General features: G+C 59.7%; 20 protein-coding genes. 11 read left to right on the forward strand and 9 right to left on the reverse strand.

Annotated features, from left to right (window positions below):
- Positions 1-48: 48 nt before the first annotated feature.
- From ACR0AZ_RS09280 to ACR0AZ_RS09300, 5 genes are all read left to right on the forward strand, one after another.
- Positions 49-927, forward strand: a complete 879-nt coding sequence (locus ACR0AZ_RS09280) for an RNA polymerase factor sigma-32 (protein ID WP_480470856.1) — start codon at positions 49-51, stop codon at positions 925-927.
- Entirely contained in the window at positions 924-1745 is an 822-nt protein-coding gene (locus ACR0AZ_RS09285; RefSeq protein ID WP_480470855.1) for a ChaN family lipoprotein, read from the forward strand. Before ACR0AZ_RS09280 ends, ACR0AZ_RS09285 begins: the two co-directional genes overlap by 4 nt.
- Positions 1746-1807: 62 nt before the next feature.
- Positions 1808-3004: a bifunctional phosphopantothenoylcysteine decarboxylase/phosphopantothenate--cysteine ligase CoaBC gene (coaBC, locus tag ACR0AZ_RS09290; RefSeq protein WP_480470854.1), complete on the forward strand. Its 1197-nt coding sequence runs from the start codon at positions 1808-1810 to the stop codon at positions 3002-3004.
- Between the two features lie 27 nt (positions 3005-3031).
- The gene (dut, locus tag ACR0AZ_RS09295; RefSeq protein WP_480471920.1) at positions 3032-3487 is read left to right on the forward strand and encodes a dUTP diphosphatase; all 456 of its coding nucleotides are present in this window, start codon (positions 3032-3034) and stop codon (positions 3485-3487) included.
- Positions 3487-4536 carry a HesA/MoeB/ThiF family protein gene (locus ACR0AZ_RS09300; protein WP_480667279.1) on the forward strand — a complete coding sequence of 350 codons (1050 nt, stop codon included), beginning with the start codon at positions 3487-3489 and terminating at the stop codon, positions 4534-4536. Before dut ends, ACR0AZ_RS09300 begins: the two co-directional genes overlap by 1 nt.
- Positions 4537-4619: 83 nt before the next feature.
- Here ACR0AZ_RS09300 and ACR0AZ_RS09305 read toward each other — a convergent pair whose 3' ends face one another.
- Positions 4620-5831, reverse strand: a complete 1212-nt coding sequence (locus ACR0AZ_RS09305) for a trans-sulfuration enzyme family protein (RefSeq protein ID WP_480667280.1) — start codon at positions 5829-5831, stop codon at positions 4620-4622.
- Positions 5832-5972: 141 nt separating this feature from the next.
- Between ACR0AZ_RS09305 and ACR0AZ_RS09310 the strand changes: the two genes are divergently transcribed.
- Positions 5973-7988 (forward strand): M3 family metallopeptidase, encoded by a 2016-nt coding sequence (locus ACR0AZ_RS09310; RefSeq protein WP_480667281.1) that lies wholly within the window; start codon positions 5973-5975, stop codon positions 7986-7988.
- Here the strand turns inward: ACR0AZ_RS09310 and ACR0AZ_RS09315 are convergent.
- Genes ACR0AZ_RS09315 through ACR0AZ_RS09340 form a run of 6 tightly spaced genes read right to left on the reverse strand, consistent with a single transcriptional unit; the run spans position 7985 to position 14543 of the window.
- Positions 7985-8917, reverse strand: a complete 933-nt coding sequence (locus tag ACR0AZ_RS09315; RefSeq protein WP_480667282.1) for a 2-hydroxyacid dehydrogenase — start codon at positions 8915-8917, stop codon at positions 7985-7987. The two genes, ACR0AZ_RS09310 and ACR0AZ_RS09315, sit on opposite strands and share 4 nt — an antisense overlap.
- A gap of 9 nt (positions 8918-8926) precedes the next feature.
- Positions 8927-10066 (reverse strand): rod shape-determining protein RodA, encoded by a 1140-nt coding sequence (gene rodA / locus ACR0AZ_RS09320; protein ID WP_480667283.1) that lies wholly within the window; start codon positions 10064-10066, stop codon positions 8927-8929.
- Positions 10063-12012 (reverse strand): penicillin-binding protein 2, encoded by a 1950-nt coding sequence (gene mrdA / locus ACR0AZ_RS09325; RefSeq protein ID WP_480667284.1) that lies wholly within the window; start codon positions 12010-12012, stop codon positions 10063-10065. Before mrdA ends, rodA begins: the two co-directional genes overlap by 4 nt.
- Positions 12009-12545, reverse strand: coding sequence for a rod shape-determining protein MreD (locus ACR0AZ_RS09330; protein ID WP_480667285.1), 537 nt, complete (start codon positions 12543-12545; stop codon positions 12009-12011). The genes mrdA and ACR0AZ_RS09330 overlap by 4 nt, the downstream gene beginning before the upstream one ends.
- The gene (mreC, locus tag ACR0AZ_RS09335) at positions 12538-13440 is read right to left on the reverse strand and encodes a rod shape-determining protein MreC (RefSeq protein ID WP_480470846.1); all 903 of its coding nucleotides are present in this window, start codon (positions 13438-13440) and stop codon (positions 12538-12540) included. The genes ACR0AZ_RS09330 and mreC overlap by 8 nt, the downstream gene beginning before the upstream one ends.
- Positions 13441-13496: 56 nt before the next feature.
- Positions 13497-14543 carry a rod shape-determining protein gene (locus ACR0AZ_RS09340; protein ID WP_480471919.1) on the reverse strand — a complete coding sequence of 349 codons (1047 nt, stop codon included), beginning with the start codon at positions 14541-14543 and terminating at the stop codon, positions 13497-13499.
- 155 nt (positions 14544-14698) lie between these two features.
- On the opposite strand from ACR0AZ_RS09340, the gene ACR0AZ_RS09345 reads away from it, so the two are divergent.
- Entirely contained in the window at positions 14699-15484 is a 786-nt protein-coding gene (locus ACR0AZ_RS09345) for a 23S rRNA (adenine(2030)-N(6))-methyltransferase RlmJ (RefSeq protein ID WP_480470845.1), read from the forward strand.
- A 170-nt stretch (positions 15485-15654) separates the two neighbouring features.
- Here the strand turns inward: ACR0AZ_RS09345 and ACR0AZ_RS09350 are convergent, their stop codons facing one another.
- Positions 15655-17229, reverse strand: a complete 1575-nt coding sequence (locus ACR0AZ_RS09350; protein WP_480470844.1) for a 2-isopropylmalate synthase — start codon at positions 17227-17229, stop codon at positions 15655-15657.
- A gap of 275 nt (positions 17230-17504) precedes the next feature.
- Between ACR0AZ_RS09350 and ACR0AZ_RS09355 the strand changes: the two genes are divergently transcribed.
- Positions 17505-18170 carry an SDR family NAD(P)-dependent oxidoreductase gene (locus tag ACR0AZ_RS09355; protein ID WP_480667286.1) on the forward strand — a complete coding sequence of 222 codons (666 nt, stop codon included), beginning with the start codon at positions 17505-17507 and terminating at the stop codon, positions 18168-18170.
- 6 nt (positions 18171-18176) lie between these two features.
- Here ACR0AZ_RS09355 and ACR0AZ_RS09360 read toward each other — a convergent pair whose 3' ends face one another.
- Positions 18177-19667 (reverse strand): MORN repeat-containing protein, encoded by a 1491-nt coding sequence (locus tag ACR0AZ_RS09360; RefSeq protein WP_480667287.1) that lies wholly within the window; start codon positions 19665-19667, stop codon positions 18177-18179.
- Positions 19668-19819: 152 nt separating this feature from the next.
- Between ACR0AZ_RS09360 and ACR0AZ_RS09365 the strand changes: the two genes are divergently transcribed.
- The 3 genes from ACR0AZ_RS09365 (at position 19820) to ACR0AZ_RS09375 (ending at position 23502) form a co-directional block, all read left to right on the forward strand.
- On the forward strand, positions 19820-21478 hold the full coding sequence (locus ACR0AZ_RS09365; RefSeq protein WP_480470841.1) for an NAD+ synthase: 1659 nt from the start codon (positions 19820-19822) through the stop codon (positions 21476-21478).
- 274 nt (positions 21479-21752) lie between these two features.
- Positions 21753-22019 (forward strand): hypothetical protein, encoded by a 267-nt coding sequence (locus ACR0AZ_RS09370; protein WP_480470840.1) that lies wholly within the window; start codon positions 21753-21755, stop codon positions 22017-22019.
- A gap of 151 nt (positions 22020-22170) precedes the next feature.
- Entirely contained in the window at positions 22171-23502 is a 1332-nt protein-coding gene (locus tag ACR0AZ_RS09375) for an NAD(P)/FAD-dependent oxidoreductase (RefSeq protein WP_480470839.1), read from the forward strand.
- Positions 23503-23506 lie beyond the last annotated feature (4 nt).

Consider the following 23506-nt stretch of genomic DNA (forward strand, 5'->3'; position numbering starts at 1 on the left):
GTCGGCAAGACAAGCCCGGTCTATAGCCTGTGGTAAAGGGAGAGTTGCATGGCACTGGACAACGCAAACGATTTTTCGATGTCCCGACAGGCAATGAAGGCTGAGTTGCTGGATGCCGAGACCGAATTGAAGCTGGCTTATGCCTGGCGTGATGACCGGGACGAGCAGGCCCTGCATCGTCTGATCACCGCTTATATGCGCCTGGCGATTTCGATGGCGGCCAAGTTCAAACGCTATGGCGCGCCGATGAACGACCTGATCCAAGAGGCCGGGCTGGGCCTCATGAAGGCTGCAGACAAGTTCGATCCGGATCGGGGTGTGCGCTTTTCGACCTATGCGGTCTGGTGGATCAAGGCCAGCATTCAGGACTACGTCATGCGCAACTGGTCCATGGTGCGCACTGGCTCGACCTCATCTCAGAAGTCGTTGTTTTTCAACATGCGCCGGGTGCAGGCACGGTTAGAGCGCGAGGCCGCGACCGAGGGTCTTGATCTGGACCGACACCAGTTGCATCAGATGATCGCTTCTGAAATCGGCGTTCCCCTGCGCGATGTTGAAATGATGGAGGGGCGGCTTGCCGGGTCCGATTTTTCCCTGAATGCGGTTCAGTCGACGGACGAAGACGGGCGCGAGTGGATTGATGCGCTGGAAGATGATCGGGAGCAAGCGGCTGAAACCGTAGAAAACAGTCACGACAGGCAACAGCTGCGCGAATGGTTGGTCACCGCGATGCAGGCGCTGAATGATCGTGAACGTTTCATCGTGCGCGAACGCAAGCTGCGTGAACCGTCGCGGACGCTGGAGAGCCTGGGCAAGGAACTCGGACTGTCAAAGGAACGTGTACGTCAGCTTGAGGCTGCAGCTTTTGTTAAGATGCGCAAGAACCTTGAAGCGCAATCGCGCGAGGTGCAACACTTCTTCGCATGAAACTCTTTGCGATTCTTGTAGCGTTTGTGCTGTTTGCAAGTGCTGGCCAAACGGTCCGCGCTGCAGAATTGATACCTGACGATGTATTGGAAGCCATGCAATCGGCAGATGTCGTTATCTTGGGCGAAATTCACGACAATCCGCGGCATCACCTCGTCCAGACCGAGGCGATCGAAGCTATTGGGCCCTCGGGCGTGGTCTGGGAAATGGTGACGGAAGAGGGCGCTCAGCGTTTGGCGCAGAAGGCGGCGGCCAACCCCGAGGAATTGTCACGGATTCTACGCTGGGCCGAATCCGGATGGCCCCCGCTCAGCATGTATTATCCGGTATTCCAGGCGTCGAATGCTCCGGTTTACGGTGCGATGGTCCCACGAACTGCTGCGCGGGCCGCGATGGAACGGGGCGCAGCCACTGCGCTGGGTGCGGATGCGGCGCGATATGGGCTGACCATTCCGCTCTCACCCGAAGATCAGGCGGCGCGCGAGGCAGATCAGCTTGCGGCTCATTGCGACGCGTTGCCTGCCGAGGCTTTACCGCAGATGGTGGCGATCCAGCGTTTGCGCGATGCCGTTCTGACACGTGCCATCCTGCGTGCCACCGATGAAACCGGTGGCCCGGTTGCCGTGATCACCGGCAATGGCCATGCTCGCAAGGATCGCGGTATCCCCACATTCCTGTCGCGCTTGCGTCCGGGGTTGAAGGTCTTCGTTTTGGGACAGTCCGAGGACGGTCTCATCTCTGGTGAGTTTGATGCGGTGATTGACAGCCCCATTGTCGAGCGTGAAGACCCCTGCAAAGCCTTTGAGACACAGAATTAACTGCTGGAACTGCCCGGCTGCCTTGCCTAATGTCGGGGCCGACCGGGACGGAAGGGCAAGACATGTTGGCAACCAAACGCATTCTGCTGATCATCGGCGGCGGGATCGCGGCCTATAAGTCGCTGGATCTGATCCGACGGCTGCGCGAACGCGGTGCAGCGGTGACACCGGTGCTGACTCGTGCGGCAGAGGAATTCGTGACCCCCTTGTCCGTTTCGGCACTGGCCGGAGAGAAAGCCTATCGCGATCTGTTTGACCTGACCGATGAAGCCGAGATGGGGCACATCCAGCTATCACGTTCTGCTGATCTGATCGTGGTGGCGCCTGCGACTGCTGACCTGATGGGCAAGATGGCCGGGGGGCTGGCCAATGATCTGGCCTCGACGCTGCTGATGGCAACCGACACGCCGGTTCTGTGTGCGCCTGCTATGAACGTGCGGATGTGGGATCACCCAGCGACGCAACGCAATCTGGCGCAACTGCAGGCGGACGGTGTCCGTTTCGTGGGTCCGAATGAGGGCGATATGGCTTGCGGCGAGTACGGCCCGGGCCGCATGTCGGAACCGCTGGAGATCGTGGTTGCGATCGAGGCGCAGCTCGGTGATGGGCCGCTCAGGGGCAAACGCGTGCTGGTAACTTCTGGCCCGACACATGAACCGATTGACCCGGTGCGGTATATTGCGAACCGGTCCTCGGGCGCTCAGGGGACGGCAGTGGCACGGGCGCTGGCGGCGCTCGGGGCAGAGGTGGTTTTTGTCACCGGACCTGCCGAGGTTGCGCCACCCGAAGGGGTTCAGGTCGTGCCGGTCGAGACGGCGCAAGAGATGTCCGATGCGGTCGAGGCCGCTTTGCCCGTGGATGCAGGGGTCTTTGCGGCTGCGGTAGCGGATTGGCGCGTTGCGACGGCCACGGACAAGAAGCTGAAGAAAAGCCGAGACGGTTTGCCTACTTTGGAATTCGCCGAGAATCCGGACATCTTGAAACGTGTAGCGCGGATGAAGGCGGGACGCCCTGCGCTCGTTGTAGGTTTTGCCGCCGAGACGGATAACGTGATTGAGCACGCAATCGCGAAACGTGCGCGCAAAGGCTGCGATTGGATCGTTGCGAATGATGTGAGCCCGGCGACGGGTATCATGGGTGGCTCTGAGAATGCGGTGATTCTGATCTCGGACGAAGGGGCTGAGGAATGGCCGCGCATGGGCAAGGACGCGGTGGCCGAACGATTGGCGCAGAAGATTGCCGCGGTTTTGGCAGGGTAAACTCCGTAGAAAATGAGAGGTTTGGGGATGGTTGCAATTCGTGTGATCCGCGAGGACGGGGCCGATCCCTCGATCCCGTTGCCTTCGTACGAAACTACGGGGGCCGCAGGGGCGGATGTTCGGGCCAATCTACCGGGAAAGGCAACAATTACACTGGACCCCGGTCAACGCGCCTTGGTGCCTACCGGCCTGCGGATCGAGATTCCGCAAGGGTTTGAGGTGCAGGTCCGCCCGCGCTCGGGTTTGGCCCTGAAACACGGCATCACATTGCCGAACACGCCCGGAACCATCGATAGTGACTATCGTGGTCCTCTCGGTGTGATCGTGCTGAACGCAGGTCAGGACCCGTTCGAAATCACCCACGGAGAACGCATCGCCCAGCTTGTCGTCGCTCCAGTGGTGCAAGCCACATTCGAAGCCACCGACACGCTGTCTGAAACCGACCGGGGCGCGGGCGGTTTCGGTTCGACCGGGCGCGGCTGATGCTGCTGGTCCTGATCCTTGCGGCAGGCCTATGGGGGATCGGCTATATCGCGGGTGTGTCCCGTACCGCGCGGATGGCATCTGTCGGCACGCTGCTGATCGGTGTCATCATCGCTCAGCTGGTGTTGCCCGAGGCACATCCGTTGCGTCAGGCAACCGGCGGCTCTGCTGCGATGTGGCTGATCCTTGCTGGCTCTGCGGTGCTGGTTCTGCTTTATGGGCGAGGCGTGAAAGCGTTGCGAAACCGAGCGGAAGCTGCCGAGCCCAAGGAACCTAAAATGCCCTCAGATCAGTTCACCGAGACCGAGCTGGAACGCTATGCACGCCACATCGTCCTGCGAGAGCTGGGCGGCCCGGGGCAGAAAAAGATGAAACAGTCGCGGGTTCTGGTGATCGGGGCTGGTGGTCTGGGTGCGCCTGCCTTGCAATATCTGGCTGCGGCGGGCGTTGGCACAATTGGTGTGATTGATGATGACGAGGTTGAAAACGCCAATCTTCAGCGGCAAGTGATCCATCGCGATGCGGATATCGGGATGCCCAAGGTATTCTCGGCTCAGGCCGCGATGCAGGCGCAGAACCCGAACGTGACTGTTCTGCCCTATCACCGTCGGCTCACGGAAGAGATCGCTGCAGATCTGTTCACCGACTTCGATCTGATCCTCGACGGCACCGACAATTTCGACACACGCTATCTGGCCAACCGAACCGCAGTCGCGCTGGGCAAGCCACTGATCTCGGGCGCTCTGTCGCAATGGGAAGGTCAGCTGAGCGTCTTCGACCCCGCCAGGACCGGTCCCTGTTACCAATGTATCTTCCCCGAAGCCCCGGCCCCCGGCCTTGCCCCATCTTGCGCCGAGGCGGGCGTGATCGGACCGCTTCCCGGCGCCGTCGGGTCAATGATGGCAGTGGAGGCGATCAAGGTCATTACCGGGGCCGGGCAAGCGCTGCGCGGCGAGATGTTGATCTATGACGCCCTCTATGGCGAAAGCCGCAAAATCAAACTTTCCAAAGCTGCCGATTGTCCGATCTGCGCAGGTGTAGGTGCTTAAAGCAACCGCCGCGTGCCACAGGCACGCGGTCCAACCCCGCCAAGGTGCATCTTTGATGCACGCTGCGGGGGCGGGAGCGTTCCTTAACCCAAAGCGCGATCCAGATCGGCAATCAGATCTTCGGCATCTTCCAGACCAACAGACAGGCGGAAAATCCCGTCGCCCGTATATCTGCGGTAATCTTCCAGTTGATCTCCCTGCAGTTTGAAAGAAGTCTCCATCAGGCCTTCGGTTTCCATCCAGAAAATCAAACTGCGATGGTGTCCCAATGACACTGCGTAATGGATGACCTCCAGGCGTTCGATCATTTGCTGCGCAATGCGCTCTCCGTCAGCAGTAATACCGACCTGGAACGAAATCATGCCTGATGTGTTCGACATTTGCCGTGCAGCCAGCTCTGCCTGCGGGTGCGAAGACAGGCCCGGATAAATCACTTGTGAAACCCGTGGATCCGCTTCAAGCCACTTTGCGACCTCCATGGCACCGGACTGGTGCGCCTTCATACGCAATGGCAGGGTCGACGCGCCTCGGGCAATCAGCCAGGCATTGAACGGAGACAGGATTCCGCCGTGATGGATGCTCGCCTCGGCACGCATCTTGGATATCAGCTCGGCCGATCCGGCGACGGCCCCACCGACGGCATCGCCATGCCCGCCGATATATTTCGTGATCGAATGCATCGTCAGATCGACACCCAATGCGACAGTGTCCATGCCCAGGGGCGAGGCAAAGGTTGCGTCGCAACTGTGCAGCGCACCAGCCTCGCGCGCCAATTGTGAGACGGCCGCCAGATCGGTCAGGCGGTTGATCGGGTTCACCGGGGTCTCCGTATGGATCAGCCGCGTGTTGGGCCGTATCGCGGCTGCGACCGCTTCCAGATCAGACATATTGATCGCCGAAATCTCGATACCCATCCGCGGCAAGGTCTCACGCGCAAGTTCAGCGACGCCAGCGTAAGAGACATCCGAGACGATCAGATGATCGCCAGTCGACAGGAAAGTAAGGAAAATGGCCGATGCTGCCGCCATGCCTGAGGCCGTCGCCAAACAGGCCTCGGTTCCCTGCAGGGCCGCAATCTTGGCCTCCAACCCCGCGACTGTCGGGTTCGCCCAGCGGGAATAGAGATAAGGGCTGTCCGGCGTCAGATCATGCGCAGAGAATCCAGCCAGATCCTCAACAAGGTAGGTCGAGCTCATATGGATCGGGGGGGCCGATGCATTGGTCGCGGTGTCGGGTGGATCGCCCGCATGGATTGCGGTTGTCATGATCCCGGCGGAACGGTTCGATCTGGTCATGTCCTGTCTCCTTTGACAGGGACACTGCGCAGGCGAGATCGCTCGCGCAAGCGGGTTTGCGACAGAATCCGATCTTTCCGATCCGCTGCCTCTGGACCATTGCCCCCGGCCTACCTAGCTTGACCAGCAAAGGAGATCAGAATGACGAACCCGATCCTGTCCGACTGGACAACTCCGTTTGAACTCGCCCCCTTTGCCAAGATCTCGGATGACGATTTTTCCCCTGCTCTGGAAGAGGCACTGAAGGCCCATAACGCGCAGATCGAGGCGATTGCGGCCGACCCTGAAGTCCCAACATTCGCCAATACCATCGAAGCCTTAGAGGCCGCAGGCGAGCAATTGGATAAGGTCCTGTCGGTGTTCTTCACGGTTGCGGGCGCGGACAGCAATCCCAAGCGCGAAGAGCTGCAGCGCGATTTCTCACCGAAACTGGCGGCGCATTTTTCGGGGATTTCATCCAACAAGACTTTGTTTCGGCGCGTGGCTGATCTGTGGGCACGCCGCGATGAGCTGCGTCTGAGTGACGAACAGGCGCGCGTTCTGATGCTGTCGCATCGTGGTTTCGTGCGCGCAGGTGCTGCGCTGGAAGGTGATGCCGATGCGCGCATGCAAGAGATAAAGGCACGGCTTGCCTCGCTGGGCACGTCCTTTACCCAGAACTTATTGGCGGACGAGCGCGATTGGTTCATGGAGCTGACCGAGGATGATCTGCAGGGCCTGCCTGAATTTGCGGTCAATGCCGCACGCGCTGCAGGGCAGGAGAAGGGCGTGGACGGCCCTGTAGTTACGCTCTCGCGGTCGATCATTGTGCCGTTCCTGCAATTCTCGCCGCGCCGGGACTTGCGCGAAAAAGCCTACCGCGCTTGGACTGCGCGCGGCGCGAATGGTGGCGACACTGACAACCGGGAAATTGCGGCGGAAATTCTGCGCTTGCGTGAAGAACGCGCCAAGCTCCTAGGCTATGACAGCTTCGCCGAGTACAAGCTGGAGACCGAGATGGCCCGCACGCCGGACCGTGTGCGTGAGCTGTTGATGGACGTATGGGAGCCCGCCAAAACCCGCGCAGACGCGGATGCTGAAGTGTTGACTGCAATGATGCAAGAGGATGGCGTCAATGGCCCGCTGGCGGCTTGGGACTGGCGCTACTACGCTGAGAAACGCCGCAAGGCCGAACATGATCTGGATGAGGCAGCGCTGAAGCCCTACCTGCAGCTGGACCGGATGATCGAGGCGTCTTTTGCCTGCGCCAATCGCCTGTTCGGACTGGAATTTACACCGCTGGATGTGCCGCTCTACCACCCTGATTGCCGTGCATGGGAGGTGACCCGCGACGGGCAGCACATCGCGGTGTTCATCGGGGATTATTTCGCGCGCGGATCAAAACGCTCGGGTGCATGGTGCAGCGCGATGCGAGGGCAGGCGAAATTCCCGAAAGTGCAGGCCCCGGTCGTGATCAATGTCTGCAACTTCGCCAAAGGTGACCCGGCGCTGTTGTCCTATGACGATGCGCGCACGCTGTTTCATGAATTCGGTCACGCGCTGCATCAGATGCTGTCCAATGTGACTTACGAAAGCATCTCGGGCACCTCCGTTGCGCGTGATTTTGTTGAACTGCCCAGCCAGCTTTATGAACATTGGCTGGAAGTGCCCGAGGTTCTGGCCGAATTCGCCACCCATGCCGAGACGGGCGCACCGATGCCGCAAGAGATGCTGGAAAAGGTGCTGAAGGCGGCCAATTTCGATCAAGGATTCCAGACGGTCGAGTATGTGGCCTCGGCTCTGGTCGATCTGGCATTCCATGACGGCGCTGCACCCGCTGATCCGATGGCGAAACAGGCCGAGGTTCTGGCCGATATTGGCATGCCATCCGCCATAGGAATGCGCCACGCCACCCCGCATTTCGCCCATGTATTTGCAGGCGACGGATACAGCTCGGGCTACTACAGCTATATGTGGTCCGAGGTTATGGATGCCGATGCTTTTGCGGCGTTCGAAGAAGCAGGCGGCGCATTTGACCCAGAACGCGCCAAGGCGCTGGAGGACAATATCCTCTCAACCGGTGGTTCGCGTGAGGCGGAGGAGTTGTACCTGGCATTCCGCGGGCGTCTGCCGGGGGTCGAGGCCTTGCTGAAGGGTCGCGGGCTGATCGCGGCCTAATACCCCAGTTCGCGGTCAACGAGGTGGAGAAAGGGCTCGCCCGCTTCACCTCGGCGAATGTTCTCGCAGATCACCTGAGCGGCGGTCACCGGTCGGGTCTCAGATGCAATATGGGGCGTCACCGTCACATTCGGATGCGCCCAATAGGGATGCTCGGTCGGCAGCGGTTCGATGCGGAAGACGTCTAGCGTGGCATGTCCGACCTGCTCTGAATTCAGTGCGGTCAGCAGGGCGTCATCATCGATCAGAGGTCCGCGGCCCGGGTTGATGATCTTGGCCCCTTTTGGCAATAGGGCAAGCGATTCTGCGTTCAGCGTGTTTTCGGTCGCCGGCGTGTCTGGCAGTAGCAGAACCACGATCTCGGCCTGAGACAGGGCATCACGCAGGCCGTCCGCCTCGTGCAGGCAGGTCACTCCGAGAATGTCCTTTGCGGTCCGGCTCCAGCCGATGACGTGAAAGCCCAAATCCGCCAGCGCCCGCGCCGCAGCCGCGCCCAGCTCACCCAAACCCAAAACGACCACGGTGCGTTGGGATGACAAAGGCGGTGCATCCGGTTCCCATGTTGCATCCTGTTGGGTGATGTGGCGGTCCATGCCGAGGTGATAGCGCAGCACATGGCCCACCACCCATTCCGTCATGCCCTGTTTCAGCCCGCTGTCCACCATGCGCGTCAGCGGTACGGTCAGGGTCTCATTGCCCGATATGCTTTCTACCCCGGCCCAAAGACTGAACACCGCCTTGAGGCGGGTGAACGGGGTGAAATCCCGCAGCCCCCCGTTCGGGGCATAGACCACATAATCGACCTGATCTGCGGGGATGTCTGTGGCCAGATGAAAATCCAACCCAGCCTCGGTTAGACCCTTGCGCAGCAGCGGTTCATATTCCGGCCACAACCCGGGGCGGGCGGAAAACAGGACGTTAACGGGCATTGGTACCTCTTAGCGGGGACGATGGATATGGGCGCTTTGCACGATGCCGAAGGCGGCCATCAGCACCAGCATGGCCGAGCCGCCATAGCTGACCATCGGCAATGGCACACCGACAACCGGGGCAAGCCCCATGACCATCGACATGTTAACGGCAAAGAACAGGAAGAAGTTCAGCGCAATGCCCAGCGTCACCAGGGACGAGAACCGATCTTTGGTTGCCAGAGCCGTGACCATGCAGAAGATCAGGATCATGGCATAGAGGATCAGCAGGGTGATACCGCCGACGAAGCCAAACTCTTCGGCCAATGTGGTGAAGATGAAATCGGTGTGTTTCTCGGGCAGGAAGTTCAGCCGTGATTGCGTGCCCTGCATGAACCCGCGCCCGTTCCAGCCGCCCGAGCCTAAAGCGATCTTGGATTGGGTGATGTGATATCCAGCCCCCAACGGATCGGTTGAAGGGTCCAGAAAGGTATCAATCCGGCGGAACTGGTAATCTTTGAGCAATTGCCATTCTGTTCCGCGACTATTGAAAACGGTGGCGATCAGGCCGACCCCTGCCGCAATTACGGCGGCGAAATAGGCCCAGTGGACACCGGCGAGGAACATCAAACCTCCGCCTGCCGCCAGCAGCAGGATCGAAGTGCCGAGGTCTGGCTGACGTAGGACCATAAAGGTCGGGATCAGGATCAGAATGACTGGGATGATCACCCAGAGTGGTCGCGATGTTTTATGGGCAGGCAACCAGTCGTAATAGGCAGCCAGCACCATCACCAGCGCCACTTTCATCACCTCAGAGGGTTGGAGTCGCATGAAGCCGAGGTCAATCCAACGCTGCGCACCCATGCCGATCGTTCCAAACAGCTCCACCACGATGAGCAAGCCGATTGAGCCCAGATAGGCCACGACCGACATATTTCGCCAAAACCAGATCGGCACAAGCGCAATGATGAACATGACCGTTAGGCCCAGACCGAACCGTTCTATCTGCGGTTCAGCCCATGGTGTCCATGACCCACCGGCTACCGAATAGAGCATCAGGAAACCTGCGCTCGCCACGCTGATCAGCAGCAGGGTCAGCGGCCAGTTCATATAGAAGAACTTGCGGAACCCGGAGGGCGTGGATTTGACGGCGTATTCGAGATAGCTCATGCGCGGTCCTTCACGTCAGGACGCGCTTTGGGGCGGCGATCCCCCTCAAGCTGTTTTTGTTGTTCCTTGATGCGCTCACGATCACCGGTCGGATACGCCTCAAGCGGGGGCGTTCCATCGTAAAGCGCTTGCAGCATGATGTCGCGCGCCACTGGGGCCGCGGCCTTTGAGCCGCCGCCGCCATGTTCAACCACAACAGCGACTGCGTATTTAGGATTGTCGTAGGGTGCGAAGCTAACAAACAGTGCGTGGTCGCGGCGCTCCCATGGAAGATCCTCGTTGCGGATCACGCCGGCGGCGCGTTCGGCCTTTGTGATGTTGCGCACCTGACTGGTACCCGTCTTGCCTGCCATACGGAACTCGTCCGCGATGATACGGCTGCGATAGGCCGTGCCGCGCCGGTCATTCGAGACCGAGAACATGGCTTTGCGCACCTGTTCCAGATTGTTTCGGTTCACCGCCAGAGGTTCGCCCGCTCCCGAGGGCTGTTCTACCCCGTTGATCGAGCGAACAAGGCGCGGTGTCACCGCTCGTCCGGTCGCCAGCCGTGCCGTCATCACCGCCAACTGCAGCGGTGAAGCCAGCATGAAGCCCTGACCGATCGAGGCGTTCGCCGTGTCACCAATCAGCCATTCCTGCCCGTGCACCCGCTCTTTCCAATCCTGGTTGGGGGTTAGGCCAGCCGCCACGGCGGACATCGGAATATCGTGCTTGACCCCCAGTCCAAAGGTGCGCGCCATCTCGGATATCTTGTCGATGCCAACCCGCAGGGCGACATCATAGTAGTAGACATCGCAGCTGCGCTTCAGCGACAGTTCCAGATCAACAGTTCCATGCCCGCCGCGTTTCCAGCAGTGGAATCGGCGGCTACCGACCTTCAGATGACCGGGGCAGTATACTGTGTTCGACGGGCCGATCACTCCGGCTTCAAGCGCAGCCAGCGCGGTGATCATTTTGAAGGTCGAACCGGGCGGATAGGTGCCCTGCACCGTCTTGTTGGCCAGCGGGCGGTACTTGTCATTGGTTAGCGTGCGGTAATCAGCAACTGAAATACCGCGAACAAACAGGTTTGGATCGAAGCTTGGGGCCGAACTGATGGCGCGGATATCGCCGGTTTCGCAGTCGATCACAACGGCGGCAGCACTTTCTCCGGCCAGGCGGGCTTGCGCGTATTGCTGAAGATCGGCGTCGACCGAGAGTTGCAGATCCGCCCCGGCAGTGCCTTCCTGCCGGTCGAGTTCACGCATCACGCGGCCCGTCGCGTTAACCTCGACCCGCTTGGCACCGGCTTTGCCGCGCAACGCGATTTCCTGTTTGGATTCAAGACCGACTTTTCCGATCTGGAACCGAGGGATGCGCAGCACCGGTTCGGGGTCGTCGATCTGGCTGAGATCATAATCGCTGACCGGGCCAACATAGCCCACCACATGGGCAAAATCCTCGTACCGAGGGTACTGACGCGTCGATCCCACCTCGGGCGTGACACCGGGCAGGGCAGGGGCGTTGACGGCGACTTTCGAAATATCTTCCCATGTGACCTGATCGGCGAGCGTGACCGGCAGGAATGGAGCAGAGCGGCGCATCTCGGCTTTCGCGCGCTCAATCTCGTCTTGGGTGAGGGGGATCAGTTCAGATAGCTTGGTAATGACCTTGTCGATATCGCCTGCATCTTCGCGCACCATCACGATGCGATAAGATGGCGAATTCTGACCGATGATCTGCCCGTTGCGATCATAGATCCGCCCGCGTGTCGGGGGGATCAGACGGATGTTGATGCGGTTTTCCTCGGCCAGCAGACGGTATTCATCGGCCTGATCTACCTGCATAAACCGCATGCGGGCCGCCAGCCCGCCAATGAACGCGGCCTGCAACCCGCCTAAAACCAGCGCCCGGCGGGGCAGCCGCTTATAGGCGAGGCCTTGTGATTTCGGTTTGCGCTGCTTCATGCCCGTGCCCCCGGGGCTGTGCTGTCAGTGACAGACTTGCGACGCACGCCAAACGCGCTCTGACTGAGCAGGGCGATCACAGGATAAGCCGCAATTGTCAGAACAACTTGTATCACCACCGGTCCCAGCGTTGCCTGTTGCACAGACAGAATAGCAAGAATGACGCGGTTGAGCACAAAAACTGCCGTGATCACCGCGCCTACGTTGGTCCATTCGCTGACGAACCCGCCATCCCGCATCCCCGGCGCAGCATTGCGCAGATAGGCTGCACCCAAAACGACCAGCGCAGCCATCAGCCCCGGAGGACGTTGTAGCAGTAGATCAGCCATCAGCATCACGAACGCAATCGCAAGGATCGGCACATACTCCGGGCGGCGCAGCACCCATGCAAAAGTCAGTGCAATCAGGATATCCGGAAAGGGCCATCGATCCGGCTTGCTGTCGAGCGGCAGCAGGTGCAGGAACATCACCAGCACCGCAAGCGCGATATAAAGCCCGCGTTTCAGCCAGAGATGTGAGGTTGGCCTATCCATCGGTAACCTCTTGCGGAGTGAGTGCAGCCGCAGGTTGCCGGGGTCCGACGATGCCGCCGGGGTCTTGAATGGGTTGGGCGGATTGGAAGCGCAGGACGCGCAGGAACTCGAGCCGTTCAAAATCGGCTGAAAGCCGCACGCGCAACCTGCCGCCCGGATCGACGGCAATCTGACCGATCAGCAATCCACCTGGAAACACGCCGCCATCTCCGGATGTCACAACGCGATCTCCGGGGCGGACGAACTCGCGATTCTCGAGGAACTCAACCAGCGGCGATGCGCTGTTGTCACCTGCGATCAGCGCGGTTTGACCCGAGGGCTGAATGGTTGCCGGTATCGCGCTGGATGCATCCGTCAGCAGGATCACCCGCGCCGTATCCGGCCCAACCCCCGAGATACGTCCGACCACGCCGATCCCGTCCATCGTGGCCCAGCCATCGACGATCCCATCACGCTCGCCCACATTCAGCAGCACGGATTGCCGGAAAGGTGAGCCACTATCGGCCATCACCACGCCGGTCACATATGTAAGCCGGGGATCAAGCCGCACATTGTTCAGGTCCAACAGGCGCGCGTTCTCCTGCTCCAGCTGCAGCGCGGCCTCTTTCCAGGCGCGCATCAGGCGCAGCTCGCTACGCAGCTCCTGATTTTGTTCGCTCAGGCGCTGATAGCTTTGGAAGTCCCGCACAAGATTGACGGCACCAGTGACCGGCACCATCGCCCATTCCATCGAAGGGACAACCGTATCCACCACCTGCGCCCTGAACCGCTCGACACGCGGGCTATCGATGCGCCAGACCAGAAAGATCGCCAGCAAGCACAGAACCACGATCCCCAGCAGCAGGCGGCGCAAGGGGGTTGTGTATTCATCGCGCTGTGATCGGTCCTTTGCCACAGGTTACCTTCCCGTGCTGCTCGTGCCCGAGGTCTTACCCTATCAGGGTGCGCGCCTTAGCTGTCGTAGTCAATCGCGTGGCGCAGTTGTTTTTCGTATTCCAAAGCCTTGCCGGTGCCCAAAGCCACACAATTCAGGCTTTCATCGGCGATCGACACGGCCAGACCTGTCTGTTCGCGCAATGCAAGGTCCAGATCGCCCAGCAGAGCACCACCACCAGTCAGCATCACACCCCGGTCGACAATGTCGGCTGCCAGATCGGGCGGAGTGGTTTCCAGTGCGGTCATCACGGCCTCGCAGATCTGCTGGACGGGTTCCGACAGCGCCTCGGCCACCTGTGCCTGGCTGATCTCGATTTCCTTGGGTACACCGTTCAGCAGGTCGCGACCGCGGATATGCATCGACTGGCCGCGGCCGTCGTCGGGCATGCGGGCGGTGCCGATGGTGGTCTTGATGCGTTCGGCAGTGGATTCACCGACCAACAAGTTTTGCTGACGACGCAGGTACGAGATGATGGCCTCGTCCATACGGTCTCCACCGACGCGAACCGAGCGCGCGTACACGATGTCGCCCAGCGACAGAACGGCCACCTCGGTGGTGCCGCCGCCGATATCGACAACCATGTTGCCGGTTGGGTCGGTGATCGGCATCCCGGCACCAATCGCGGCCGCAATCGGCTCGGCAATCAGGCCCGCGCGCCGCGCGCCAGCAGAGAGAACCGACTGGCGGATTGCACGCTTTTCGACCGGTGTCGCGCCATGCGGGACACAGACGATGATTTTGGGCTTCGAGAATGTCGAGCGCTTGTGCACCTTGCGGATGAAATGCTTGATCATCTCCTCGGCGGTGTCGAAGTCGGCAATGACACCTTCGCGCATGGGGCGGATGGCCTCAATAGAGCCGGGGGTCCGGCCCAGCATCAGCTTGGCATCTTCACCGACGGCCAGAACCTTTTTCACTCCATCCTTGACGTGATAGGCCACGACGGATGGTTCAGACAGGATCACGCCACGCCCTTTGACATAAACCAGCGTATTCGCCGTCCCGAGGTCAATTGCCATGTCTGCTGAGAACAGGCCGCCCAGATTGCCAAAGATGCCCATATTTTCACTGATCCCATTTGTCAGAATTTCCACTGCCCGCGACTCGACGGTTCCGGGACGGATGCCTTATAGGGTGCCAACTCGCCCGGTTAAAGGGCTGATTCCGCGACAATCAGCACCTTTCCGCCTTATTGATAGGGACTTTAGAAGGCAAAATGCTCTCATATCAACACATTTACCACGCTGGAAATCTGGCTGATGTGCAAAAGCACGCATTATTGGCATGGACGCTGCGTTATCTGACGCAAAAGGACAAGCCGATCAGCTATGTCGAGACGCATTCCGGTCGCGGTCTTTATCATCTTGATGCGGCCGAAGCTGTCCGAACAGGCGAAGCTGTCGCCGGGATCGCGCGCGCGCAACAGGAGGGGTGGTTTAGTGCAGAACATCCGATGACCCGCGTGCTGAAGGCGGTGCAGTCCCGTCATGGCGCTGCGGCCTACCCGGGATCACCATTGATTGCGGCCAATCTTTTGCGGGAACAGGATAGTCTGCATTTCGCCGAGCTACATCCGGAGGAGTACGCGGCGCTGTCACTGGCGCTGTCGCCCTACGGGGCAAAGGTTTATCGGCAGGACGGTTTCGAATTGGCCCAGTCCTTGCTGCCTCCGGTGCCAAGACGTGGAATGATGCTGATCGACCCCAGCTATGAAGTGAAGGCGGATTACGAGCGGTTGCCGGGGTTGATCGCCAAGCTGCACCGCAAATGGAATGTCGGAGTGATCGCGCTTTGGTACCCGATCCTGACGGATGCACGCCACAAACCCATGGTTTCGGCATTGGGTGCCGCGGGCTATCCCAAGTCGATTTGCCACGAGGTGAATTTCCCGCCGGTGCGCGAAGGGCATCGAATGGTTGGGTCGGGTATGTTCATGCTGAATGCGCCTTTTGGCATCGAAGATGAGATCGATCGCCTCTCGGACCTGTTCGCAAAACTCTGAGAAGCTGGATGATAAGAGTACGGAATTGCTCCCGCCTCGTTTGCCAGCATCAAAGATGCCGTCAAACGAGTTGGGCCCGGCAGCGCGCCGCAGGCGCGCTGCCGGGCCCAAAGCCGCAAGGGGGGTCGGCGTAGCCGGGCACCCGCGGGTGCGGGAGCCCTCCCCTTTGATCAGGTCAGGTCTTTGTAGCTGATCTCGCGCGTATCGGCACCCGGGCCAGCCTTTTCGCGACGCATGATCAGACGGTTCAGGGCATGGATATAGGCTTTGGCCGAGGCCACAACGGTATCCGTATTCGCAGATTGACCGGTGGCGATCATGCCGTCCTCTTCCAGACGCACGGACACAGTGGCCTGCGCGTCGGTGCCTTCGGTCACTGCATGAACTTGATAAAGCTGCAGATGGGCCTCGTTCGGGTAGATCGCACGGACCGCCTTGAAGGTCGCGTCCACAGGACCATCACCGTGTTCCGTCGCGATGATATCCTTGCCGTCAACCTCCAGCTCCACGGTCGATTCTGCCTGACCACCGGTGCCGCAGGTGACCTTCATCGAGACGAGTTGCAGGTGATCGTTGGCCTCATCATCGTCCAGCGTCATCAGCGCTATGAGGTCATCATCAAAGACCTCTTTCTTGCGATCGGCCAGATCCTTGAACCGCACGAAGATATCCTTCAGCTGGTTGTCCCCAACCTCATAGCCCAACGTTTCCAGCTTGTCGCGCAGCGCTGCGCGACCTGAGTGCTTACCCAACGGCAATGAGGTGCCGGAGAGGCCGATATCCTCGGGGCGCATGATCTCGAAATTCTCGCGGTTCTTCAGCATCCCATCCTGATGGATACCGCTCTCGTGGGCAAAAGCGTTCTTACCGACGATGGCCTTGTTGAACTGTACCGGGAAACCCGCCACGGTCGCGACCCGGCGCGAGATATGCATGATCTTGGTGGTGTCGATACCGGTATGCCATGGCATGATGTCGTTGCGGGTGCGCAGCGCCATCACCACCTCTTCCAGCGCCGTGTTGCCTGCGCGCTCGCCCAATCCGTTTATGGTGCATTCGATCTGGCGCGCGCCGCCCGCGACAGCGGCCAGAGAGTTCGCGGTCGCCATGCCAAGGTCGTTGTGGCAATGGGTGGCGAACACCACTTCATCCGCACCGGGTACCGTTTCGATCAGGCGCTTGATCAGGTCCGCGCTTTCGACCGGAGCGGTGTAGCCCACGGTGTCCGGGATGTTGATGGTGGTTGCGCCTGCCTTGATCGCGATTTCGATCACGCGGCAGAGGTAGTCCCATTCGGTCCGGGTCGCGTCCATCGGCGACCACTGCACGTTCTCACACAGATTACGGGCGTGGCTGACTGTCTCATGGATTTTCTCGGCCATCTCGTCCTGAGTCAGGTTTGGAATGGCGCGGTGCAGCGGGGACGTACCGATGAAGGTGTGAATACGGTTTTTTTCAGCGTGTTTCACCGCCTCCCAGCACCGGTCGATGTCGGCGAAATTGGCGCGGGCCAGACCGCAGATGCGGCTGTTTCTCGAACGCTGCGCGATCTCGGACACGGCCTTGAAGTCACCTTCGGAGGCGATGGGGAAACCGGCCTCGATAATGTCGACACCCATCTCGTCCAGCAGTTCGGCAATCTCAAGCTTTTCGTCATGGGTCATGGTTGCGCCTGGGCTCTGCTCGCCATCGCGCAAAGTGGTATCGAAGATCACGACGCGGTTTTGGTCGGTCACGTTAGTCATGGGAATCTCTTTCTTCTTCTGTCCTAAAGCCTATGGCGCGCGGGCGTCCTCCTCTGAGCGGGCGCGCCGGATGGCACGCTCAGAGGCGGATTAGGATCAGTAGGCCACGCAGCGACGCACCGCGAAGGGCGGTGTCGGCAACAAGGATATCTGCGCGGTTGATCATGGGGTTGAGCTTATACAGCGCGGGGCGCGATTGAAAAGAAGGAAATTCAGTTGCGGTGAAATTTGGATGCACAGTTGATGGGGCGGGCTTTCCACCTAGCTCGTGCAGCATGAAAAACGCATTGATAATCGGCGCATCCGGCGGAATTGGTCGCGCCCTGAGTACATGCCTGCAGTCGCAGGGCACGGCTGTGGTCCGTCTGTCGCGATCCGGGGATGGGTTTGATCTGACCCAACCCGAAGTGGCGGACCAGATGTTGTCCGACCTTACCGGCCCATTCGACGTGATCCTGGTTGCGTCCGGCGCATTGGAGATCAATGAAACGCCGCCTGAGAAGTCTATTCGGGCAGTCACGGCGCAGGCGATGATGGATCAGTTTTCCCTCAATGCGGTGGGTCCGGCGCTGGTTCTGCGCCATGCGCCTCGTCTGCTGCCGCGAGATCGCCGGGCGACAATTGCCGTACTGTCTGCGCGCGTCGGGTCCATCGGCGACAATCGGTTGGGTGGCTGGGTCAGCTATCGCGCGTCCAAGGCGGCGGTGAATCAAATCGTTCATACGGCAGCGATCGAACTCGCACGGACGCATAAGCTGGCCTTGTGCGTCGCTCTGCATCCGGGGACGGTCAAGACCGCTTTTACCGAGAAGTACCTGGGCCGCCATCCCGTCGTTGAACCCAGTGAAGCCGCAGCCAATTTGATTTCCGTTATCGACGGTCTTACACCGGCCGAAACGGGCGGGTTCTATGATTGGGCCGGGAAACCCGTGCCCTGGTAGGCGGTATCAGCCGTCATTTGCGTCCGTGTTGGTCGGATCCGCTTCAGGTTCTGACGCTTCGGCGTCGGTCGCTGAGGTCGCCGGCTCAAGTGGCGTTTCAGCTTCGCTTGCCAGAGTGTCATTGTCCCAGACACCGGTTTCAACCTCACCACCGGCATAGCGCATGGTGCCGTCGCCATGGCGTTTGTTGTCGAGGAAGTTGCCCTCATAGATATCGCCGGTCTCGTAGGTGGCCGTGCCAAAGCCGCTGATTTTTCCATCGAGCCAAGCGCCGGTATAGCTGAACCCGCCGGGCCGGGTGAGCGTGCCCTGACCCTGACGTTTCCCATCCTCGAAATCGCCGTTGTAGGCGGTGCCATCCGGGAATGTAGCTTTGCCCTTGCCATGCCGAACGCCGTCAATCCATTCACCGTCGTATTGATAGCCATTGGCAAAGGTCAGCACGCCTTTGCCGTGGCTGCGGGCATTCCTGAACTGTCCCTTGTAAACGGTGCCGTTGGGGTAGCTCGCGGTTCCAGAACCTTCGAAAATACCCGCCACCCAATCGCCATCATAAACGGTGCCGTTCGGGTATGTCGTACGGCCTTTGCCGTGAGGAAGGTCATCCTGAAAATCGCCTACATAGACCGAACCATCCGCATAGGTCACTTCGCCCAGGCCCTGAATCTGACCGTTTTGCCACTCGCCGCTATATCGAAAACCGTCGGTACCGGTGAAGGTTCCCTGTCCATTGCGCATATCATCGGCGAAATTGCCCTCATAGACGGCGCCATTGGCATGGGTGACCTTGCCTTCGCCCTGCCGTCGTCCATTGGCCAGAGTGCCCTCATAAACATCACCGTTGGCATAAACCAGACGCCCGGCGCCGGTCATCGTATCCTCGACCCAGTCACCGGAATAGGTGAAGCCGTCTGCCATGTTCTGAGCACCCGTTCCGTGGCGTTGTCCGTTTTTGATACCGCCTTCATATGTGCTGCCATCGGCATAGGTGATCTTGGCCGTGCCCTCTTTCCGGCCCTCAATCCAGTCACCGTCATAAACATACCCGTCCGGGCCGGTCAGCACGCCTTTGCCGTGGCGTTTGGCATCCTCAAAGGTACCTTCATAGCGCATGCCGTTGGTGTATTCCGCGATACCCGCCCCGTTGATCGCGCCCTCGGACCAGTCGCCTTCATAGGTGCGTCCATCGGCATAGATGATCTTACCGCGTCCCTCGGGCCGACCTTTCGAAAAATTTCCTTCATAGACAGCGCCATTGACGTAGCGTGCGATTCCCTGGCCCTGAATCTCGCCTTCGACCCATTCTCCGGAATATTCGAATCCGTTGGGCAGGCGATAGGTTCCTGTCCCGTGACGCAAACCGTTTTCAAACGTACCTTCATACACGCCACCTACATCGTCATCCGCAATGACGACCTGGCCGTCTTGCTGGGCGATGGTCACCTGCGCCAACAAGGCAAGCGTTGCTGCGGCAATTGAGATGCGGATCGCGTTCATGGTCGTACCTGCCTGCGGGGTAGATTGAATGTGGTTCTGGCGCAAAACTAGGATACCGCTAAGAGCAGAGCAACGGCTTTTGCCGCATTTGCCTTTTACTTGCGCTGTGATCTGCTAAATCCCTGAAAGACTGACGAAGGCAAGAGGGCAAGATGGCCGATCGTTTCCGTATCACTCTGGCGCAGCTGAACCCCACCGTGGGGGATATCGATGGCAATGCTGCCAAAGCCGCCGCTGCATGGGCCGAAGGGCGCGATGCGCAGGCTGATCTAGTGGCGTTGCCCGAGATGTTCATCACCGGATACAACACACAGGATCTGGTTATGAAACCGGTGTTCCATCGCGCTGCCATGGCGGCGATCGAGTCGCTGGCCGAACAATGCGCCGAAGGTCCTGCGCTGGCGATCGGCGGGCCGCGGGTCGAAGGAGGCAAGCTTTACAATGCCTACCTGATCCTCAAGGGCGGCCGGATCGTCAGCAAAGTTCTCAAGCACCATCTACCCAACGAAACTGTTTTTGATGAGGTTCGGCTGTATGATGCAGGCCCGCTGGGTGGGCCCTATGCGGTTGGTAACATCCGTATTGGCAGCCCGATCTGCGAGGACGGCTGGCATGAAGATGTGGCTGAAACGCTTGAGGAAACCGGGGCCGAGTTTCTGCTGATCCCCAACGGTTCGCCCTATTTCCGTGACAAATATGACATCCGGCTGAACCACATGGTTTCGCGCGTGGTCGAGACCGGGTTGCCTCTGATTTATCTGAACATGGTCGGCGGTCAGGATGATCAGGTGTTCGACGGCGCCACCTTCGGTTTGAACCCGGGCGGAGAGCTGGCGTTTCGTATGCCGGTCTTTGACGAGGCGGTACAACATATCGACCTGCTGCGTGGGGAGGACGGCTGGCAGATCGTGCCCGGTGATGTCGTGCCCCAACCCGACACATGGGAGCAGGACTATCGCGCGATGGTGCAGTCGCTGCGCGACTACATGGGTAAGACCGGGTTTGGGAAAGCGGTTTTGGGCTTGTCAGGCGGCGTCGACTCGGCGCTTGTGGCGGCCATCGCAGTGGACGCCATCGGGGCAGAAAATGTGCGCTGCGTGATGCTCCCTTCGGAATATACCAGCCAAAGCTCGTTGGACGATGCCGAAGCGGTCGCGCAGGCGCTGGGCGTACATTATGATTTCGTACCGATCTCACAGGGACGGGCCGCGGTGACCGAGACTCTGGCACCTCTGTTTGAAGGCCGGAACGAAGATCTGACCGAAGAGAATATCCAATCCCGGCTGCGCGGGCTGCTGCTGATGGCGATCTCGAACAAGTTTGGTGAGATGCTGCTGACCACTGGCAATAAATCCGAGGTCGCGGTGGGGTATGCCACGATTTATGGCGACATGAATGGGGGCTACAATCCGATCAAGGATCTGTACAAAACCCGCGTGTTCGAAACCTGCCGCTGGCGCAACGCCAATCACCGCGATTGGATGATGGGGCCTGACGGCGAGGTCATTCGCCCTTCGGTCATCGACAAGCCACCGAGCGCTGAGTTGCGCGAGGACCAGAAGGACAGCGACAGCTTGCCGGACTACCCCATTTTGGATGCAATACTGGACATTCTGGTGGATCAGGATGGCTCGGTCGCGGATTGCGTGGCTGCTGGGTTTGACGAGGCCGAGGCGCGGCGGGTGGAACATCTGATTTACATCAGTGAATACAAGCGCTTTCAATCTGCGCCGGGCACCCGGCTGACGCCAAGGGCCTTCTGGCTAGATCGCCGCTATCCAATCGTGAATCGTTGGCGCGACAGGAAGTAACGCTGCTCACTCTCTCATCGTTTACGATTTTTTTGCAATCGAGCTTCTGAAGTTGGATTGTTTATCTATTTCAGCCTCTTGGCCAGATTTTCCCGGTGTTTTCCTTGCCTTGTGGTCCATTTTTTGCCACATTTATGACGGGGGTTCGCCTTATGTTGGGCGAGCGTGACGCAATCCGGTGGCTAAGCCTGCCTTACAAGGCCCAACGTCGGATTTGCTGAACTGGGGTAGGGCATCCGTGTGTTGGATGTCAGTAAAAGTATTGGTGGTCAAAATGACTTATGGTTACGACAAACCGCTTCACGCGCCGACGCAACTGAAAACGATGGAGTCGCCGCCGCGTGAGCTGAATGAAGAGGCGCTGGATGCCTCAATCGCGGACATCCTGAGACAGGAAGCGCCTGCACTGACAACGGAAAAGCAACCTGCGCGTGCAGAGTTTCCAGTGTTGCGACCGCAGGAACCTTCGTTCGTGCGGCCTGAGCCGGGCTTCGCCTCTGCGCTGCGCCAGAAATGGGCGCAACTGTCCGGCGCAGCCTGAGCAAGCAAGGAATAAGTGCAGCAGTTTGAGTTGCGCTTTGGCCGAATGGCCACAGGTCAGTGGAAACCCTCGTGGTTGCGTGGGTTCCGCATTGTCAGCGCGGTGGTTATCGGGCTGGATACCGCTTCGATGACCCAATTCCGAGCGACTGATGCCTGGCCCCACTCCGACGCCTGTCGAGTCTGATCTCATCCTTCCGAAACGCGTAGATGTCGTCGTCATAGGCGGCGGAATAATCGGTGCGTCGACCGCGCTTGAACTGGCTGAACGGGGCGTGTCCGTTCTACTCTGCGAGAAAGGTCGGATCGCGGGCGAACAGAGCTCACGCAATTGGGGGTGGGTGCGGCTTGGAATGCGCGACCCGCGCGAGATTCCCTTGATGACGCAAGCCATCCACATCTGGCAGGGCTTGGATGAGCGGACCGGGCGCGAGACGGGCTATGTCCAATCCGGCATTCTGTTCGGCGCTTCGGGAGCCAGAAGTGAAGGCAACCTGATCCGTTGGTTGAAGAATGTCGAGGGGATGCAAACCGGTGGTCACATGGTATCGGGGCCTGAACTGGAGGACCTGCTGCCTGACAACACCCTGAACCTGCGTGCAGCGCTCTATATGCCACAGGATGGACGGGCCGAACCTCAATGGGCTGCTTCGGCTATCGTCGAAGCCGCGCGGGATCGAGGCGCTGCGGTCATGACGAATTGTGCGGTGCGCAGCGTCGATATGCAGGCGGGACGAATATCGGGGGTTTTTACAGAACGGGGTCGAGTGGCCTGCAGCCATGTCGTTCTGGCAGGTGGCGCGTGGTCGCGCCTGTTTGCCGGAAATGCGGGGATTGAGCTGCCGCAGTTGAAGGTGATGAACACCGTGATGCGCTCGTCTCCGACGGATGCCGGACCTGAAGCTGCGTTTTGGAGCGATGAGTTTGCAATTCGCAAGCGATCAGATGGTGGCTATTCGATTGCATCGGGCCATGAGAACACGGTCGACATCGTTCCCGACAGCTTTCGGTTGGCCCGGCAGTTTCTACCTGCCTTCCGTCAGGAATGGCGTTCACTGCGCTTTCGTCTGTCCCAGCGATGGCTGACTGAGATGCGACAGGACCGCAAATGGTTGCCGACCGATGTGACTCCGTTTGAGCATTGCCGGGTTTTGGATCCCGAGCCGTCGCAGAAGGTATTGCGGCGCGCCTGGGCGCAGGCACGCAATGCTCTGCCCGCGCTGGATGCTGTCGAGGTCGTGCAAAGCTGGGCCGGAATGATTGATGTTACACCAGATGCGGTCCCGGTTATCTCGGGCGTCGAGCGCGTGCCGGGTCTGTACATCGCAACCGGATTCTCGGGCCATGGGTTTGGCATCGGCCCCGGCGCAGGTCGCCTCGTGGCCGATCTAGTAATGCAGACCGCGCCATGTGTTGATCCGGCCGCCTTTCGCCTGTCCCGTTTCACGGACGGTTCAAAGGTGCGGCCGGACCCAGGATATTAAGGTC

Source organism: Ruegeria sp. BE3, from assembly GCF_056538865.1.

Excerpts from the sequence above, each read along its gene's own strand:
- ACR0AZ_RS09310 (WP_480667281.1), top strand. The coding sequence starts at position 5,973 with ATGACGAACCCGATCCTGTCCGACTGGACAACTCCGTTTGAACTCGCC.
- coaBC (WP_480470854.1), top strand. The coding sequence starts at position 1,808 with ATGTTGGCAACCAAACGCATTCTGCTGATCATCGGCGGCGGGATCGCG.
- ACR0AZ_RS09365 (WP_480470841.1), top strand. The coding sequence starts at position 19,820 with ATGGCCGATCGTTTCCGTATCACTCTGGCGCAGCTGAACCCCACCGTG.
- ACR0AZ_RS09375 (WP_480470839.1), top strand. The coding sequence starts at position 22,171 with ATGCCTGGCCCCACTCCGACGCCTGTCGAGTCTGATCTCATCCTTCCG.
- mrdA (WP_480667284.1), bottom strand. The coding sequence starts at position 12,012 with ATGAAGCAGCGCAAACCGAAATCACAAGGCCTCGCCTATAAGCGGCTG.
- ACR0AZ_RS09345 (WP_480470845.1), top strand. The coding sequence starts at position 14,699 with ATGCTCTCATATCAACACATTTACCACGCTGGAAATCTGGCTGATGTG.
- ACR0AZ_RS09285 (WP_480470855.1), top strand. The coding sequence starts at position 924 with ATGAAACTCTTTGCGATTCTTGTAGCGTTTGTGCTGTTTGCAAGTGCT.
- dut (WP_480471920.1), top strand. The coding sequence starts at position 3,032 with ATGGTTGCAATTCGTGTGATCCGCGAGGACGGGGCCGATCCCTCGATC.
- ACR0AZ_RS09340 (WP_480471919.1), bottom strand. The coding sequence starts at position 14,543 with ATGGGCATCTTTGGCAATCTGGGCGGCCTGTTCTCAGCAGACATGGCA.
- ACR0AZ_RS09300 (WP_480667279.1), top strand. The coding sequence starts at position 3,487 with ATGCTGCTGGTCCTGATCCTTGCGGCAGGCCTATGGGGGATCGGCTAT.
- ACR0AZ_RS09360 (WP_480667287.1), bottom strand. The coding sequence starts at position 19,667 with ATGAACGCGATCCGCATCTCAATTGCCGCAGCAACGCTTGCCTTGTTG.
- ACR0AZ_RS09305 (WP_480667280.1), bottom strand. The coding sequence starts at position 5,831 with ATGACCAGATCGAACCGTTCCGCCGGGATCATGACAACCGCAATCCAT.
- ACR0AZ_RS09280 (WP_480470856.1), top strand. The coding sequence starts at position 49 with ATGGCACTGGACAACGCAAACGATTTTTCGATGTCCCGACAGGCAATG.
- ACR0AZ_RS09370 (WP_480470840.1), top strand. The coding sequence starts at position 21,753 with ATGACTTATGGTTACGACAAACCGCTTCACGCGCCGACGCAACTGAAA.
- ACR0AZ_RS09350 (WP_480470844.1), bottom strand. The coding sequence starts at position 17,229 with ATGACTAACGTGACCGACCAAAACCGCGTCGTGATCTTCGATACCACT.
- ACR0AZ_RS09330 (WP_480667285.1), bottom strand. The coding sequence starts at position 12,545 with ATGGATAGGCCAACCTCACATCTCTGGCTGAAACGCGGGCTTTATATC.
- rodA (WP_480667283.1), bottom strand. The coding sequence starts at position 10,066 with ATGAGCTATCTCGAATACGCCGTCAAATCCACGCCCTCCGGGTTCCGC.
- ACR0AZ_RS09355 (WP_480667286.1), top strand. The coding sequence starts at position 17,505 with ATGAAAAACGCATTGATAATCGGCGCATCCGGCGGAATTGGTCGCGCC.
- ACR0AZ_RS09315 (WP_480667282.1), bottom strand. The coding sequence starts at position 8,917 with ATGCCCGTTAACGTCCTGTTTTCCGCCCGCCCCGGGTTGTGGCCGGAA.